General features: G+C 41.3%; 19 protein-coding genes and 1 pseudogene. 19 read left to right on the forward strand and 1 reads right to left on the reverse strand.

Features of this window, described 5'->3' with window-relative positions:
* Positions 1 to 71: 71 nt before the first annotated feature.
* The 4 genes from LKD48_RS05285 (at position 72) to LKD48_RS05300 (ending at position 2,188) form a co-directional block, all read left to right on the forward strand.
* The gene (locus tag LKD48_RS05285) at positions 72 to 281 is read left to right on the forward strand and encodes an alpha/beta-type small acid-soluble spore protein (protein WP_066558953.1); all 210 of its coding nucleotides are present in this window, start codon (positions 72 to 74) and stop codon (positions 279 to 281) included.
* A gap of 159 nt (positions 282 to 440) precedes the next feature.
* A complete protein-coding gene (gene rsmD / locus LKD48_RS05290; protein WP_227099926.1) occupies positions 441 to 1,028 on the forward strand; it encodes a 16S rRNA (guanine(966)-N(2))-methyltransferase RsmD in 588 nt (195 codons plus the stop codon).
* 6 nt (positions 1,029 to 1,034) lie between these two features.
* The gene (coaD, locus tag LKD48_RS05295) at positions 1,035 to 1,535 is read left to right on the forward strand and encodes a pantetheine-phosphate adenylyltransferase (RefSeq protein ID WP_308731428.1); all 501 of its coding nucleotides are present in this window, start codon (positions 1,035 to 1,037) and stop codon (positions 1,533 to 1,535) included.
* A gap of 53 nt (positions 1,536 to 1,588) precedes the next feature.
* A complete protein-coding gene (locus tag LKD48_RS05300) occupies positions 1,589 to 2,188 on the forward strand; it encodes a vacuolar family H+-ATPase subunit H (protein ID WP_308731429.1) in 600 nt (199 codons plus the stop codon).
* Positions 2,189 to 2,256: 68 nt separating this feature from the next.
* Here the strand turns inward: LKD48_RS05300 and LKD48_RS05305 are convergent, their stop codons facing one another.
* A complete protein-coding gene (locus tag LKD48_RS05305) occupies positions 2,257 to 3,165 on the reverse strand; it encodes a hypothetical protein (protein WP_308731430.1) in 909 nt (302 codons plus the stop codon).
* A gap of 48 nt (positions 3,166 to 3,213) precedes the next feature.
* Between LKD48_RS05305 and LKD48_RS05310 the strand changes: the two genes are divergently transcribed.
* The 15 genes and pseudogenes from LKD48_RS05310 (at position 3,214) to LKD48_RS05380 (ending at position 15,998) form a co-directional block, all read left to right on the forward strand.
* Entirely contained in the window at positions 3,214 to 4,581 is a 1,368-nt protein-coding gene (locus tag LKD48_RS05310) for an RsmF rRNA methyltransferase first C-terminal domain-containing protein (RefSeq protein WP_308731431.1), read from the forward strand.
* On the forward strand, positions 4,581 to 5,279 hold the full coding sequence (locus tag LKD48_RS05315; protein WP_118612939.1) for a pseudouridine synthase: 699 nt from the start codon (positions 4,581 to 4,583) through the stop codon (positions 5,277 to 5,279). The genes LKD48_RS05310 and LKD48_RS05315 overlap by 1 nt, the downstream gene beginning before the upstream one ends.
* Positions 5,276 to 5,923, forward strand: a complete 648-nt coding sequence (locus LKD48_RS05320; protein WP_408628570.1) for an HAD family hydrolase — start codon at positions 5,276 to 5,278, stop codon at positions 5,921 to 5,923. The genes LKD48_RS05315 and LKD48_RS05320 overlap by 4 nt, the downstream gene beginning before the upstream one ends.
* Before the next feature lie 17 nt (positions 5,924 to 5,940).
* A complete protein-coding gene (locus LKD48_RS05325) occupies positions 5,941 to 6,510 on the forward strand; it encodes a hypothetical protein (RefSeq protein WP_308731433.1) in 570 nt (189 codons plus the stop codon).
* Complete coding sequence (locus LKD48_RS05330; protein ID WP_118612941.1) at positions 6,507 to 7,541, forward strand: RluA family pseudouridine synthase; 1,035 nt, start codon at positions 6,507 to 6,509, stop codon at positions 7,539 to 7,541. The genes LKD48_RS05325 and LKD48_RS05330 overlap by 4 nt, the downstream gene beginning before the upstream one ends.
* 5 nt (positions 7,542 to 7,546) lie before the next feature.
* A complete protein-coding gene (locus tag LKD48_RS05335; protein ID WP_118612942.1) occupies positions 7,547 to 8,104 on the forward strand; it encodes a Holliday junction resolvase RecU in 558 nt (185 codons plus the stop codon).
* Between the two features lie 102 nt (positions 8,105 to 8,206).
* A complete protein-coding gene (hisZ, locus tag LKD48_RS05340) occupies positions 8,207 to 9,475 on the forward strand; it encodes an ATP phosphoribosyltransferase regulatory subunit (RefSeq protein WP_118612943.1) in 1,269 nt (422 codons plus the stop codon).
* A gap of 17 nt (positions 9,476 to 9,492) precedes the next feature.
* A complete protein-coding gene (hisG, locus tag LKD48_RS05345; protein WP_227099817.1) occupies positions 9,493 to 10,140 on the forward strand; it encodes an ATP phosphoribosyltransferase in 648 nt (215 codons plus the stop codon).
* A 23-nt stretch (positions 10,141 to 10,163) separates the two neighbouring features.
* Positions 10,164 to 11,465: a histidinol dehydrogenase gene (hisD, locus tag LKD48_RS05350; protein WP_262535754.1), complete on the forward strand. Its 1,302-nt coding sequence runs from the start codon at positions 10,164 to 10,166 to the stop codon at positions 11,463 to 11,465.
* Positions 11,466 to 11,490: 25 nt separating this feature from the next.
* A complete protein-coding gene (gene hisB / locus LKD48_RS05355; RefSeq protein WP_308731434.1) occupies positions 11,491 to 12,081 on the forward strand; it encodes an imidazoleglycerol-phosphate dehydratase HisB in 591 nt (196 codons plus the stop codon).
* Between the two features lie 93 nt (positions 12,082 to 12,174).
* Positions 12,175 to 12,477: pseudogene (gene hisI, locus LKD48_RS05360) on the forward strand (phosphoribosyl-AMP cyclohydrolase); the annotation flags it as partial.
* A gap of 127 nt (positions 12,478 to 12,604) precedes the next feature.
* Entirely contained in the window at positions 12,605 to 13,474 is an 870-nt protein-coding gene (locus LKD48_RS05365) for a PHP domain-containing protein (RefSeq protein ID WP_308731436.1), read from the forward strand.
* Positions 13,475 to 13,521: 47 nt separating this feature from the next.
* Entirely contained in the window at positions 13,522 to 14,523 is a 1,002-nt protein-coding gene (locus LKD48_RS05370) for an O-acetyl-ADP-ribose deacetylase (RefSeq protein ID WP_308731437.1), read from the forward strand.
* 166 nt (positions 14,524 to 14,689) lie between these two features.
* Entirely contained in the window at positions 14,690 to 15,346 is a 657-nt protein-coding gene (locus LKD48_RS05375; RefSeq protein WP_308731438.1) for a vWA domain-containing protein, read from the forward strand.
* Positions 15,347 to 15,668: 322 nt separating this feature from the next.
* Complete coding sequence (locus LKD48_RS05380; protein WP_308731439.1) at positions 15,669 to 15,998, forward strand: YgjP-like metallopeptidase domain-containing protein; 330 nt, start codon at positions 15,669 to 15,671, stop codon at positions 15,996 to 15,998.
* The last annotated feature ends 68 nt before the right edge of the window (positions 15,999 to 16,066 follow it).

The raw sequence follows: 16,066 nt of genomic DNA on the forward strand, positions 1-16,066 counted from the left end.
GTTACAAACAACACACTTACAAAAAAACTGTGAAACAGAGCAATACGCACAGAAAAAAAGGAGGACTACTGATGTCTACAAATAAGAACAGTAATCGAATTGAAGTACCAGAAGCAAAGCAGGCGCTCGACCAGTTTAAGATGGAGGTTGCTGATGAGCTGGGTGTACCGTTAACAAACGGTTATAACGGAAATCTGACCTCTTACCAGAACGGAAGTGTCGGAGGCTATATGGTGAAGAAGATGATTGAAAAGCAGGAAAAGGAAATGTCCAACAAGTAATCATCTAAGCCAGTAACAAGAAGGAAGCAGGGACAAATACTCTGCTTCCTTTTTTGCGTGAATAAATAAAACCGCGAAAAAGCACTTGTCAGATTGTTTTTTGCATACTATAATAGAGTAGTTAGAGTATACAAAACTACAAAATTTAGAAAAACAAACATAGAACAAGGTGGAAGACATATGAGAGTAATTGCAGGTACAGCCAGAAGGTTGCCACTTGTTACACCAAAAGGAATGGAAACGCGTCCAACTACGGACCGTATAAAAGAAACGTTATTTAATATTCTCCAGAATGACTTGCCAGGCTGTCATTTTCTTGATTTGTTTGCAGGAAGCGGTGCTATAGGCATTGAGGCATTAAGCCGCGGTGCTGCAAAGGCTGTTTTTGTAGATAACAGCAAAGAAGCACTTTCGTGTATTCGTCAGAATCTGGAAAAGACGCATCTGGCAGACAGGGCAATAGTTATTGGTCAGGATTGTGCAGGTGCTATACATGCATTGGATGCAAAAAAAATGCATTTTGATATTATCTTTATGGATCCGCCCTATCAGCTGAATGCAGAAAAGGAAGTGCTCACTGCAATTGCTGACAGCAAAATAGCTGATGAGGATACGCAGATTATAATCGAAGCAACACTTGACAGAGAGTTTAGCGAGGATGAACTTGCTTGCTTTGATGTTGTTCGCGTAAAGGAATACAAGACAAACAAACATATTTTTTTGCAAAAAAGCAGTCGGGAGGCATAAGTCAGTATGGGAAAGACAATAGCAATTTATCCGGGAAGCTTTGACCCAGTGACACGCGGACATATGGATATTATCGAGCGTGCCAGTAAAACAGTTGATCATTTGATTGTTGGTGTGCTTGTAAACAGTGCAAAATCACCGCTGTTTACAGTGGAGGAAAGGGTTGCTTTGCTAAAGCAGGTGACAGCGCAATATCCCAATGTAGAGATTCGTTCCTTTGAAGGACTGCTTGTTGATTTTGCGCGTGCGAGTGGTGCACATATTTTAATCAGAGGATTAAGAGCAGTCACTGATTTTGAGTATGAACTTCAGATGTCACAGACAAATCGAAAGGTTGCACCAGAGGTTGATACGATTTTCTTTACAACCAGCCTGGAATATGCATACCTTAGCTCCAGCATTGTAAAAGAAGTTGCCCAGTACGGAGGCGATATAAGTGCATTTGTCGCAGAACCAGTTGAAAAGGCTATCAAGCAAAAGTTTGCACAAAGAAATAACAATAAATAAAAGTAAAAAAGCAGACGCTTGATATGACGTCTGATATAAAGGAGAAAATTAAAATGAGCAAAATTGAACAGTTAATTGGAGAAATTGAAGAGTTTATTGATGGCTGCAAGCTTCAGCCGTTTTCAAGTACAAAGATTGTTGTAGATAAGGCACAGTTAGAAGATCTTTTAGTAGAGCTTCGTCACCGCACACCTGATGAGATCAAAAAATATCAGAAGATTTTAAACAACAAGGATGCGATCATCAACGATGCAAAGCAGCAGGCAGAGGCTATTATCAGTGCTGCAAACGTTCAGACAAGCGAGATGGTTAACCAGAGTGAGATCACAAAGCGTGCTTATGCGAGAGCAAACGAAATCATCACACAGGCAACACAGCAGGCAAACGAAATTGTTAATAAGGCAATCGAGGATGCAAATGCACTTCGTACAGGTGCAATTGCTTATACTGATGATATGATGGGAAGTATGGAGCAGACTCTTGCACAGGGCTTAGACGGATTAAAGGAAAAGTATGAGGAGATGTTATCCACTATGAATACTACCGTTGAGACAATCAGTGCAAATCGTAAGGAGCTGCCAAAGGCAGAAGATGTAATCATCAGTGCCGCACCTGCAGATACGGCAGAAGAAGAGCAGTCTGAAGAAGAATAAAATTCAGGCTTATAGGCCGCTGCCTGATGCAGCGGTCTTTCCTTTTCTAAGTCTAAATAAGTCTAAATTTAACTATTCAGAAAAAGAAAACATAGACTGCTGCACAGCCCAAATAAAAAACGCACAAGTATGTAACGAAATATCGGAAAATCAGATTGCTGCCAGGCTTGGCGCACCTGAATATGAACACAGATTCCGCCAAAGCCAAGTAAAAAAAGACAGATGGCTGATTTGTAACGCAAAGAAAGTGTATTGAGGGAACTAATCTTGCTGATCCCAGTTGTCATTTCAAGCATTCCGATTAAGATCGTTTGGGCGGTTGATTGTGGTGTTGCAATAGTTAAAAATTCAGAAAGAATCGAGAAAAACATTAAAAGCACACCGATTCTAACTAAAAGAAGCAGACAAGTATCGCAGATATCATTTAGCGAAGGCTCTGGCGAAGATGTTTCTTGTACATTTTTTTTAGTTGAAATACTGCGTTTTGCTACGGATTTTAAGAAAAAAAGAAGCGTGCACAGCAAAAAAGATGCGAAAAAAGGCAGATATGCACATAAAAGAAAAACAAAACGCATTTTTGTAGGCAGCGCAAGCAAAGCAGATGCGACAAAGCCAGACAAAAATAGTGGGCTTGGCAGCTGAACAAAGCAAACAATCCACCGAGCTGCCCGTTTGGAGAGAAGTTTGCTGGCGTACAGACCGCTGCATGTCAGAGCACCCATCGGACTTCCACATAAAAGTCCACTTAGAAAAGCTGCGCCAGATGGAAAAGGAAGATGTTTTAATGCGGCTTGTACGGATTTTCGGCTAATCAAAAAGGATGCGGCAGCCATTGCAGGAAACAGAGCTGGCAAAACCTGCTTGTACCACAGCGAAAGACCTTTCGTGGCGCCGAGCGTACACAGTGCAGGATTATAAATTAAAAATATTAGAAATACGGCAGAGAAAAGAGTAAGAAGCATACAGCCACCAGGCATTTATCTTGCTTTATTTTATGCCAACGATAAGAAAAACATGAGGTGTATATGGAATTACCAGTTTCTTTTTTAGAGAACATGAAAAAACTGCTGTCACCAGAGGAGTTTAATGCATACCTTGACAGCTACAGTGAGGAGCGTGTTTACGGCCTTCGCGTCAATACAAATAAGCTCACGCCAGAAGAATTTGAAAAAATATGTCCATTCGAGATTAAAAAGATACCGTGGATTGATAATGGTTATTATTATAGTGGAAAAGATAAGCCGGCAAAGGATCCTTATTATTATGCCGGTCTGTATTATCTGCAGGAGCCATCAGCAATGACACCGGCACACGTACTTCCTATTGAACCAGGTGATCGCGTGCTTGATATCTGTGCAGCTCCAGGAGGAAAGAGTACTGAGCTGGCAGCAAAGCTTAAGGGAAAAGGAGTTTTAGTAAGCAACGATATTAGTAATTCACGAGCAAAAGCATTATTAAAGAACCTTGAGTTGTTTGGCATTTCAAATGCTTATGTAATCAGCGAGGCACCATACAAGCTTGCAGAGCATTTTGAAAGCTATTTTGATAAGATTCTTATTGATGCGCCATGTTCAGGTGAAGGAATGTTTAGAAAGGAACCTTCAGTTATGAAAAGCTGGGTGGAGCATGGAAATGACTATTTTGTCAAGCTGCAGCAGGAGATTACTTCATATGCATTAAAGATGCTTCGTCCAGGCGGAATGCTGCTTTACTCAACATGTACATTTTCACCGCTTGAAGATGAACAGATTGTGTCACGCATGCTTAAAGAAGATCCAGATTTAGAGCTTGTAGAGCCAGAGTGGTATGAAGGCTTTGACCATGGTCATCCGGAATGGTCAGATAACAATCAAGAACTCACAAAATGTGTGCGTATCTGGCCGCATCGAATGAAAGGAGAAGGCCATTTCCTTGCACTCCTTAAAAAGAAGGGAGAGAGCAGCCGTCTAAAAGAAAGACAGACAGAAAAAGCCAAAATGCCGCAGGAGCTTTTCGACTTTTTGCAGACTGTAAAGAAACCGCTTGCGCTTGATCGTCTGGAGATTCGTCAGGAAAAAGTATTTGTTCATCCAGACTGCAGACGTGATTTAAAAGGCCTTCGTATAATGCGCTCTGGTCTGCTTCTTGGTGAGTGCCTGAAAAATCGCTTTGAACCAAGTCAGGCATTAGCAATGGCGCTTCGTGCAGATGAATATCCAAATGTACTTTATCTGTCAAGAGAGGATGATCGCGTAATTCGTTATTTAAAGGGTGAGACGATTGATTTAAAAGATGAAGAATCTGTAGAGAAGGGTTGGGTTTTGATTTGTGTAGACAATTATCCGCTCGGCTTTGGAAAGGCAGCAGGCGGATCAGTGAAAAATAAGTATCTTGCAGGCTGGAGGTGGATGTAATGGAGTGGCGTCTTGATAAGTTTTTGACACAGATTCCAGTGGGAACGCGCAGCCAGGTCAAGGATATGATCAAAAAAGGACGCGTTTGCGTAAATGGTGTGCACGCATCAAAACCAGAATTAAAGGTAGATCCAGAGAACGACAGCATTACGCTTGATGGAAAGAAGCTTTTTTATTCTCAGTATGCATACTATATGTTAAACAAGCCGGCTGGCGTAATTACAGCAACCATGGATAAGAAAAAAGAGACTGTTCTTGATTTATTAGACGATAAGCGAAAGGATTTATTTCCAGTTGGACGCCTCGATATTGACACAGAAGGACTTCTTTTAATTACAAACGATGGGGAGCTTTGTCACAGACTTCTTTCTCCTAAGCATCACGTTGACAAATGTTATTTTGCAAAAACAGATCTTCCAATTCCGGCAGATGCTGTAAAAAAATTTGAAGAAGGCATAGATCTTGGCGATTTCACATCAATGCCTGCAAAGTTGGAAATTATTGGAGATTGTGAGGCAAAGGTAATTGTTCAGGAAGGAAAATTTCATCAGGTAAAGAGAATGTTCGAGGCAGTTGGAGTAACAGTTGTTTATTTAAAGCGCCTTTCAATGGGAAGCCTTAAGCTAGACGAAACACTTGCACCTGGTGAGAGCCGCGCACTGACACAGGAGGAGCTTGAATGTCTGAAGGAAAGCTGATTGTGAAAAATGCAAAGGGTGTGATCTTTGATTTAGACGGCACACTTGTAGATTCAATGAATGTATGGAAAGAGATTGACGTCAGTTATCTGGGAAAGCATGGATATGATGTGCCAGATGATCTTCATGACGAAATTGAAGGAATGAGCTTTACAGAGACAGCTGCCTATTTTAAAAGGCGCTTTTGCCTGAAAGAGACGGTTGACGAAATTAAAGACTGTTGGAATCAGATGGCATATGAAAAGTATTGTCATGAGGTCGCATTAAAACCAGGTGCAGCACTATTTCTTTCTTATCTTCATAAAAATGGGTGCAAGATTGCCATTGCAAGCAGCAATTCACGCAAATTGATTCAGGCTGTATTAGAATCGCATGGTATAGCATCATATTTTGAAGCTATAGTGACTAGCTGTGATGTAAAAGCCGGAAAACCAGCACCAGATGTTTATTTAGAAGCAGCGAAGCTTCTTAATTTGAATCCGTGTGACTGTGTTGTATTTGAAGATATTCCGGCGGGAATCATGGCAGGAAAAGCGGCAGGGATGACTGTATTTGCAGTAGAAGATGAATTTTCAGAGCCGCTTCGCGAGAAAAAGCTTGCGCTTGCCGATGGATGGGTGAGAGATTACACAGAGTTCATATAATGGAGGACACAGTAGTTATGTTTCGAATAAAAAAAGGTCATCATGGCTATATCAAACGCAAGAAGTGCCTGCTGTTAGGAGAGGTACTTGGTCTTTTAATCGGCATCATAGGTCTTGTGGTGATTGGCGTTGTGACAACGGGAAGCCGCAAAAATCTGCTTACGGTTGTGGCTATGGTTTCAGTAATACCAATGGTAAATCAGCTTGTCATTTTGATTGCACTTTGGAAATATCAGCCGTGCCCAGATAAGGAGTATGAGCAGGTGGCATCTATTGTAGGTAAAGGAATTTTAGATACTGAGCTTGTCATTACATCAAAAACAGATAAGTCATTTTTGCTAGATTATGCGTGTATTCATGAGAAAGGTGTTTTTTGCTATTGTTCTGATAAGAATGTATCAGAAAAAAAGACAGCTGAGTATATAAAGAGCTTTATGAAGGCTAACGACTTAAAGGCGGATATATTTGTTATCCGTGACTGGAAAAATTATTTAAACCGCATCCGCGAGCTTGAAAAGTGGGATCGCGCCAGCTGTGATGAAAAACTTCTTAAAATCGAGGGTGTGCTGAGAGGAATTGCCATATGAGACAATTACAAATTCAGGCAGCAGAAGAAGGCCAGCGCTTAGACAAATATTTAAGCAGATATATGCCAGAGGCGCCAAAGAGCTTCTTTTATAAGATGCTTAGAAAAAAGAACATTACCTGCAACAAAAAAAAGTGTGATGGAAGCGAAAAACTCTGCGCGGGAGACTGCATTGAGCTATTTTTGGCAGAGGACACGATTGAAAAATTCCGTGGAAATACAGATGAAAAAAAAGCTTCCAGTATTCAGACACAGACTCAAAACGTATCGCTCTCACCAAAGAGCATTATATATGAAGATGATGATATATTGCTGATAAATAAAGCAGCGGGAGAACTTTCGCAGAAAGCATCGCCAAAAGATGTTTCCATGGTAGAAAAGGTCATTGGCTATGCACTTTCTACACAAAAAGTAACAAATGAGCAGCTGTTAGTCTGCCGTCCTTCTGTCTGCAACCGTTTAGACAGAAATACATCAGGCTTAATTGCGGCTGGTTTTTCCATACGAGGTCTTCAGTTTTTATCAGAACAGTTTAGAACAAGAGATCTGCACAAATATTATATGGCACTAGTGGCAGGCTGCGTAACCAGACAGCAAAAGCTTAAAGGATATCTGTATAAAGATGAAAAAACAAATAAAGTAGAGGTCCACGAGACACTTGAAGAATTTCCAGAGCATCTTAAAAAAGATGCTCTTGCGATTGAGACTGTATATGAGCCAGTAGCAGCTACAAAGCAGGCAACGCTTTTAAAGGTGCTTTTAGTGACAGGACGTTCTCATCAGATTCGTGCTCATCTGTCAAGTATAAATCATCCAATCATTGGAGATTCAAAATATGGTGACAGCAGCATAAATGAGCAGTTTAGAAAAAAGGCAGGCACAAAGAGACAGCTTCTTCATGCATATGAGATGGTATTTCCTGTCTGTGAGGGTCATTTTTCATATCTATCCCAAAAAAGCTTTCAGGCACCGCTTCCAAATGATTTTTTAAAGGCAATGGAGTATGCAAAAATCCATGACTGGAAGGAGTAATACGTATGCCAACATGGAAATCAAGAGGACTTAGAGGATCGGCATTAGAGGATATGATCAACTATACGATTGAGCAGTACAGCACAAAAAAGCTTGCGCTAATTCAGAAGATTCCGACTCCAATAAAACCAATCAATATTGATCAGGAGACGCGTCATATAACGCTTGCATATTTTGATCAAAAAAGTACAGTCGATTATATTGGTGCAGTTCAGGGCATTCCAATCTGCTTTGATGCGAAGGAATCTGCAGTTGATACCTTTCCACTGCAGAATATTCATGAGCATCAGGTAAAATTTATGCAGGCAATGGAAGAACAAAACGGAATTGCTTTTATTCTGTTGTATTATACGCACCGTCATGAAGCGTATTATGTGCCGCTTTCTGATATCGTCTATTTCTGGAATCGCGGCAAAAATGGCGGAAGAAAGAGTTTTACATATGACGAGATCGATAAGACACTGCAGATTCCAATAAAAAATGGCGTGTTTTTACACTTTTTGGAGCAGCTTCAGCTTGATCTTTTGCGTCATGCTGATGAGTCAAATGGAAATGGGACTTGACAAATGAAAGCTGCTTCGCTATAATCGTATTTAACATTCATAAATTACCATGGTAGCACGTTAATTTGCTAAAGTAAACGTGCTGCAGGAAATGAGGAAAATATGGCAATCAGTTTACTGCACACACCGGAGGGTGTAAGAGATCTGTATAATGAAGAATGCGCGAAGAAGGAAACTGTCAGCGCAAAAATCGGAGCGGTTTTCCACCGTTTTGGTTATCGCAGCATCCAGACACCATCATATGAGTTTTTTGATATATTTAATAAAGACAGAGGTTCAGTTGCATCAAATCAGATGTTTAAATTTTTTGACCGCGATGGAAATACACTAGTGCTTCGGCCTGATATTACACCGTCAATTGCAAGATGTGCGGCAAAATATTTCATGGATGAGGACATGCCAGTGCGTCTTTGTTATAATGGAAACATTTTCATCAACAACATGAGCTTGCGCGGAAGTTTAAAAGAGTCTACCGTAATGGGCGCAGAGATGATTAACGATACGACAACAGATGCAGATGCAGAGATGGTTGCTATGCTGATTCAGTCTCTTCAGGTCAGCGGTCTGACAGAGTTTCAGGTTGAGATCGGACAGGTTGATTTTTTTAATGGATTAGTAGAAGAAGCAGGCTTTAATGAGCAGGAGACAGACGAGCTTAGAACACTGATTGAGCAGAAAAACTATTTTGGTGTAGAGGAAATGCTTTCGGCAAAAGAGCTTCCTGAACAGTTAAAGCAGGCACTTCTTTCTATGCCAAAGCTGTTTGGAGGCATCAGTCAGATCCATGAGGCAGCGTCTCTTACAGATAATGATAAGGCGCTCAGCGCAATATATCGTCTTGAAAAGCTGTATAAGATTCTTGCTTCCTACGGACTGGAAAAATATATTACGTTTGATCTTGGTATGCTTGGCAAATTTCAGTATTATACAGGAATCATTTTCAAGGCATATACATATGGAAGCGGAACACCTATTGCAACGGGCGGCCGTTATGACAAGTTGCTTTCCCAGTTCGGAAAGGACGCACCATCTATCGGCTTTGGTATTTATGTAGATGAGTTGTTGATGGCTATGTCAAGACAGCAGATTGATATTGACACTGATTATCTTGGAACAATTCTTCTTTATGAGAGAAGTCAGAAGGATCTTGCCATTCGTCTTGCAAATGTATTAAGAGCAGATTCCTCAGTTACGCTTATGAAAAAGTTTTATGAAAAGACAATTGATGACTACATTGCGTATGCGAAGAGAAGCGGTATTGGTGGTATCTTTTATATTGATGAGGAAGGAAAATATGTTGAGGTTATAAATGTACTCACAGATGACCGCAAACGACATTTGCTTTCTGATTTGATCGGAGAAGAAGCATAAGAAGGAGAATACGCTTTATGAGATATATTACATTTGCGCTTGCAAAGGGTCGTTTGGCAAAAAAAGCAATGGAGATGCTGGAGCTTGCCGGCATTACATGCGAGGAGATGAAGGACGAGACAAGCCGTAAGCTGATTTTTGTAAATGAAGAGCTAAAATTAAAATTTTTTCTGGCAAAGGCATCTGATGTTCCGACATATGTGGAATATGGTGCAGCTGATATTGGTGTAGTAGGAAAGGATACCATCCTTGAAGAAGGACGAAATCTATATGAGGTGATGGATCTTGGCATTGGCAAATGCCGTATGTGCGTGGCTGGCCCTGCATCGGCAAGAGAGCGCCTTAAGCACCATGAACTGATTCGTGTGGCATCAAAATATCCGGTCATCGCGAAGGATTACTTCTATAATAAGAAGCATCAGACAGTTGAAATTATTAAGCTGAATGGTTCAGTCGAGTTAGCACCAATTGTTGGCTTGTCTGAGGTTATTGTAGATATAGTTGAGACAGGAACGACGCTTAAGGAAAACGGACTTGAGGTATTAGAGGAGATTTGCCCGCTGTCAGCCCGTGTGGTTGTAAATCAGGTAAGCATGAAGATGGAAAACGAGCGAATCAATAAGATCTTAGCCGGTTTTAAGACTGCGGTTGAAAAAAGAAAATAGCAGACAGAGAGGATGGAACACACATGAGAATTGTTAAGCTCAGCAAGGAATCAAAGGAAAATTTGTTAGCAGATCTGTTAAAGAGAGATCCGAACAACTACGGACAATATGCCGATACTGTACAGGCAATTGTAGATGATGTGAAGGCGCGCGGTGATGAAGCGCTGTTTGAATATACCGAGAAGTTTGACAAGGTTAAAGTGACAAAGGACACCATTAGAGTGACTAAAGAAGAGATTGATGAGGCACTTAAACAGGTCGATCCAAAGCTGATGGAAGTAATGGTAAAATCTATGAAGAATATCCGTGCATTCCATGAAAAGCAAAAGCAGCTCTCATGGTTTGACACGACACCGGACGGCACGATTCTTGGTCAGAGAGTTACACCACTAGACAGTGCGGGTCTTTATGTTCCAGGCGGAAAGGCTGCATATCCGTCTTCTGTTTTAATGAATATCATTCCGGCAGAGGTAGCAGGCGTAAATCGTATTGTTATGGTGACACCTCCTGGCAAGGACGGAAAGGTTAATCCAGTCACTCTGGCAGCAGCTCACATTGCGGGTGCAACAGAAGTTTATAAGGTTGGCGGTGCGCAGGCAATTGCCGCACTTGCATTTGGTACTGAATCTATTCCGAAGGTAAATAAGATTGCAGGTCCTGGAAATATTTATGTTGCGCTTGCAAAGAAGGCTGTATATGGTCATGTCAGCATCGACAGCATTGCCGGACCTAGTGAGATCATGGTTCTTGCAGATGAGAGTGCAAATGCAAAGTTCGTTGCAGCAGATCTTTTGTCACAGGCAGAGCATGACGAGCTTGCCTGCGCTATTCTTGTTACAACCAGCATGAAGCTTGCCGAGGAAGTATCAAAGCTGACAGAAGAATTTATCGCAGGATTATCCAGAAAAGAGATTCTGCAAAAGTCCATTGATAATTATGGTTATATTCTTGTAGCAGATTCTATGGACGATGCAGTAGATGTAGTAAATGAAATTGCACCAGAACATCTTGAAATTCAGACAATAAATCCATTTGAGACGATGACACAGGTACGAAATGCCGGTGCGATTTTTATGGGAGAGTACAGCAGTGAGCCGCTTGGCGACTACTTTGCAGGACCAAACCATGTTCTTCCGACAAACGGAACGGCAAAGTTTTTCTCACCGCTTGGCGTAGATGCTTATGTAAAGAAATCAAGTATTATTTATTACTCCAAGAAGGCATTAAAGCCAGTCAGCAGGGATATTATTCAGTTTGCAGAAAGCGAATACCTGACAGCGCATGCTAATTCCATCCGTGTTCGTTTTGAAGATGACAAAGAGTAATCGGGTATCAAAAGGAGAGGAAACTATGCAGCAGCGAATCAGTACTATTACAAGAAATACAAAGGAAACACAAATTACTCTGACCATAAATTTGGATGGCAGCGGAAAGGCAGATATTTCTACAGGAATTGGCTTCTTTGATCATATGCTAAACAGCTTTGCACGTCATGGTCTGTTTGATTTGACAGTAAAGGCAACTGGTGATCTTGAGGTCGATTGCCATCATACGATAGAGGATGTCGGCATTGTGCTTGGTCAGGCGATAGCACAGGCAGTAGGCGACAAAAAGTCTATTTGCCGCTATGGAGACTGCATTCTTCCTATGGATGAAGCACTTATTCTCTGCGCAATTGATTTATCAGGCAGACCATATTTGGGCTATGAAGCATCAATTTCATCAGAGCGCGTGGGAGGATTTGATACAGAGATGGCAAAAGAATTTTTCTATGCTATTTCATATTCAGCATCAATGAATCTGCATATTCGTCAATTGGCAGGCGAGAACAGCCACCATATCATAGAAGGCATGTTCAAAGCCTTTGCAAAGGCACTTGACAAGGCAACAATTGCAGATCCGCGCATTACAGATGTACTTTCAACAAAGGGAAGTCTGTAAGAAAGGATGGTAAAGCAAATGGCAGGTGAAGTTACAAACGAAAATGAATTTGTGGCAGTTCCATTTCAGGCAGAGATTTCATGGGATGAGCTAAAAAAGGATACATCTGGACTTGTCCCGTGCATAGTACAGGATTATAAAACAGGTCAGGTACTAATGTTAGCCTACATGAATGAAGCAGCATATCTTGAGACAGCCGCAACAGGAACCATGTGCTATTATAGCCGCAGCCGCAAAAGCAGATGGCTAAAAGGCGAAACAAGCGGTCATTTTCAATATGTGAAATCTCTTTATGCAGATTGTGATAAGGATACGCTTTTAGCAAAAGTAGCACAAAAAGGAGCAGCATGTCATACGGGATCATATTCATGTTTCTTTAATAAAATTACAGAATAAATATAAAAATAGCGCTGGGTAGCTTGGCGCTATTTTTTATTTTGCCAGGAATTTTGCAATACGATTGTACAGAACGCAAAAAACGTGGTAAAATAGGACAAGAAAAACAAGATTGGAGAAAATGACTATGGAAAAAGACATGTTCGGCGTAAGCCGCCTTAAAGTAAATCTACATATGCACACGACACTTTCTGATGGCTCAAAAACACCAGAAGAAGCGGCAGAAATTTATAAAAAAGCAGGATATGATGTAGTTGCGATTACAGATCATTGGATTCATCGTGATAGTGGAGAGATTGGCGGTCTGCGTATTTTATCAGGAGCTGAATATAATATTGGCGGAGGCGATGCCAGCACTGGTATATACCATATTCTTGGCATCGGATGCAGCAAAAAGCCAAATCTGACACAGGAGGCAGGACCACAAAAGATTATTGATGAGGTTCACCGCTGCAGCGGAATTGCCATATTGGCGCATCCGGCATGGTCATTAAATACGGCGCAGCAGGCAGCAGCACTTAATGGTGTGGACGCTACTGAAATTTTCAACTCTGTATCTGATGAGGGTGAGTCCTCACGTCCATATTCCGGTGATTTTGTTGATACAGCAGCATGCCAGGGCTTATTTTATCCGTTGGTTGCAGATGATGATACGCATATGTATAACTGCGATGAGACAAAGGCATGGATTATGCTTGAAGCCAAGATTACAGATTCAGATGAGGCGCTACTACAGGCAATTAAAGAAGAAAAGTTTTACGCAACGCAGGGACCAGAGATTCATATTAGAAGAAATGGCGATGAGATAACAGTACTATGCTCACCAGTCAGCCGCATTTCCTTCTTTTCCAATGCCGTATGGGCGCCAGAGCGTGGTCATAGAGGAACAGGACTGACAAAAGCAGTATGCCATGTACAGCCATGGGAGAAATTTATACGTGCAGAGGTAACAGATGAACAGGGAAGAAAGGCCTGGAGTAAGGTGATTAGGCTGTAAGGGCTGTATTTGGAAATATTGGAAAAGTAATAGATAGGGGGAGCAGTATGCCATTACAAATTATTCGCAACGATATCACAAAATTAAAAGTAGATGCAATCGTTAATGCTGCAAACAGTTCTCTGCTTGGCGGAGGCGGAGTGGATGGCTGCATTCATAGGGCAGCAGGTCCAGAGCTTCTTGAAGAATGCAGAACATTACATGGGTGCGAAACAGGAAGTGCAAAGATCACAAGAGGATATAAGCTTCCTTGCAAGTATGTGATTCATGCTGTTGGTCCGCGCTGGCAGGGTGGAAAATATCATGAAAAGGAACTTTTGGAATCCTGCTATCGCACATCACTGGAACTTGCAAAAAAATACGAGTGCGAATCTGTTGCGTTTCCATTGATTTCGTCTGGAATATACGGATACCCCAAAGATCAGGCATTAAAAGTGGCTGTAGATACAATTCAAGCTTTCTTATTGGAACAAGAGCTTAAAGTATATCTTGTCATTTTTGATCGTAATTCGTATCAGATCAGCGAAAAACTATTTGATGATATTGCGTCTTATATAGATGATCGCTATGTAGAAGAACATGTTGATCGGGCAGCGGAAGAGGCACGGTATCTTGCGACTGAGGAAGAGATAACTAGAGAGGAAGATGTTTTTCTAAAGGCAGTATATCCTGGAAAAAAGAAAACATTAGAGGAAGCATTGAAGCAGCTTGATGAGAGCTTTTCGCAAATGCTTCTGCGAAAGATTGATGAGAGTGGAATGACAGACGCTCAGTGCTATAAGAAAGCAAATATTGATCGAAAATTGTTTTCTAAGATTCGCTCCGATAAGTTTTATAAGCCATCCAAGACAACAGTTCTAGCATTTGCATTAGCGTTGGAATTGCCGCTTTCAGAGATGCAGGACATGCTTCAAAAAGCAGGTTTTGCGCTTTCTCATTCAAGCAAATTTGACATTATTGTAGAGTATTTTGTTGAACAGGGCAATTATAATGTCTATGAGATTAATGAGGCATTGTTTGCCTTTGACCAAAGCCTCATTGGAGGATAATAAATACATTAGGTAGTAATATCAAATTTGAAAATGTCGCTTCTCATGCGACCATTCCAATAAAAGAAAATGTTATCATGTGGCTGTGAGGTGAAAAACCAAGCAGCCATTTTTGTATGGTAATTAAAATACGCCTAAGTGGCGAGATAATTGGGAGGAAAGGCACATGAGAAAGGATTTGACAGAACTTGTTTTTATTATCGACCGCAGCGGTTCCATGAGTGGATTAGAGAGCGATACCATTGGCGGATTTAATTCAATGATTAGAAAGCAGAAACAGGCAGAGGGCGAAGCATTGATCTCAACGGTTTTATTTGACAATGTGAGCGAGGTCTTGCATGATCGCGTAAATGTGAAGGATATTCAGCCAATGACAGAACACGATTATACGGTACGAGGAACAACAGCTTTATTAGATGCAATTGGCGGAGCAATTCATCATATTGGAAATGTCCATAAGTATGCACGCCAAGAAGATGTACCAGAGCACACCATGTTTGTAATCACGACAGATGGAATGGAGAATGCTAGCCGGTATTACAGCAGTGACAAGGTTAAGAAAATGATCGAGCGCCAGAAGGTAAAGTATGGCTGGGAATTTCTTTTCCTGGGAGCAAATATCGATGCAGTAGAAACAGCAAGTCACTTTGGCATAGGAGCAGACCGTGCAGTCAACTATAACTGCGACAGCGAGGGAACTGCATTAAACTACGAAGTAGTCAGTGATGCAATTTGTTCCGTAAGATGCAGTGCACCGTTGAAGGCGGACTGGAAGAAACGGATAGACGAGGACTATAAGAAAAGGGGGAGAAAGAAGTTATAGTGTTACTGTTCATGAGGCTACGTTACGAAAGCCCTTCGGTGCAATGGTTTCGTCGACGGACCAAACTCCGCAGGTTCCTTTTATGTTATTTCTTATTATACATTACTTTGAAAGACCTGCTCCAAGTGTCCGTCTCGTGAAATCCATTCACCTTCGGGCTTTGCCGTGAACTGTAACGCTATAGTTCATGGATAAAACGGTGATTTGATCTGGAAATGAACGCATCTTTCTTGTATAGTATAATGGTAACTATTCGGAGCCATGCAAAATTGTGTTTTGTGATGGGTATAAATAATTACCGCATAAAAATAGGAGATTCGCCATGAATGTTAAAATAATACGCTCAAACAGAAAGACGCTGGCAATCCAGATTAATCCAGATTTATCAGTGACAGTGCGAGCACCAATGTATGCGCCTCAAAGCGATATTGAGCGTATTTTAAGAGAGAAGGAAGGCTGGATACAAAAGCATATCGAGAAAATCAGAGAGCAGGAAGCAAAGAGGAAGGAAACACAAGGCGAGTTTGTGGAAAGTGAGTATTTGACAAATGAGGAGATTAAAAAACTTGCAGACAAAGCCTTGCAGCACATTCCGAAGCGAGTAAGCTATTTCGCAAAGCATATCGGTGTTACATATGGAAAACTGACTTAACCCAGCGGCAAGCCACTGGGGTTCCATTGACGGAGTTCTAGTGCCTGCGTACATCGCAAGGACTTTGG

Source organism: Anthropogastromicrobium aceti (assembly GCF_020687335.1).
GTDB classification, from domain to species: Bacteria; Bacillota; Clostridia; order Lachnospirales; family Lachnospiraceae; genus Anthropogastromicrobium; species Anthropogastromicrobium aceti.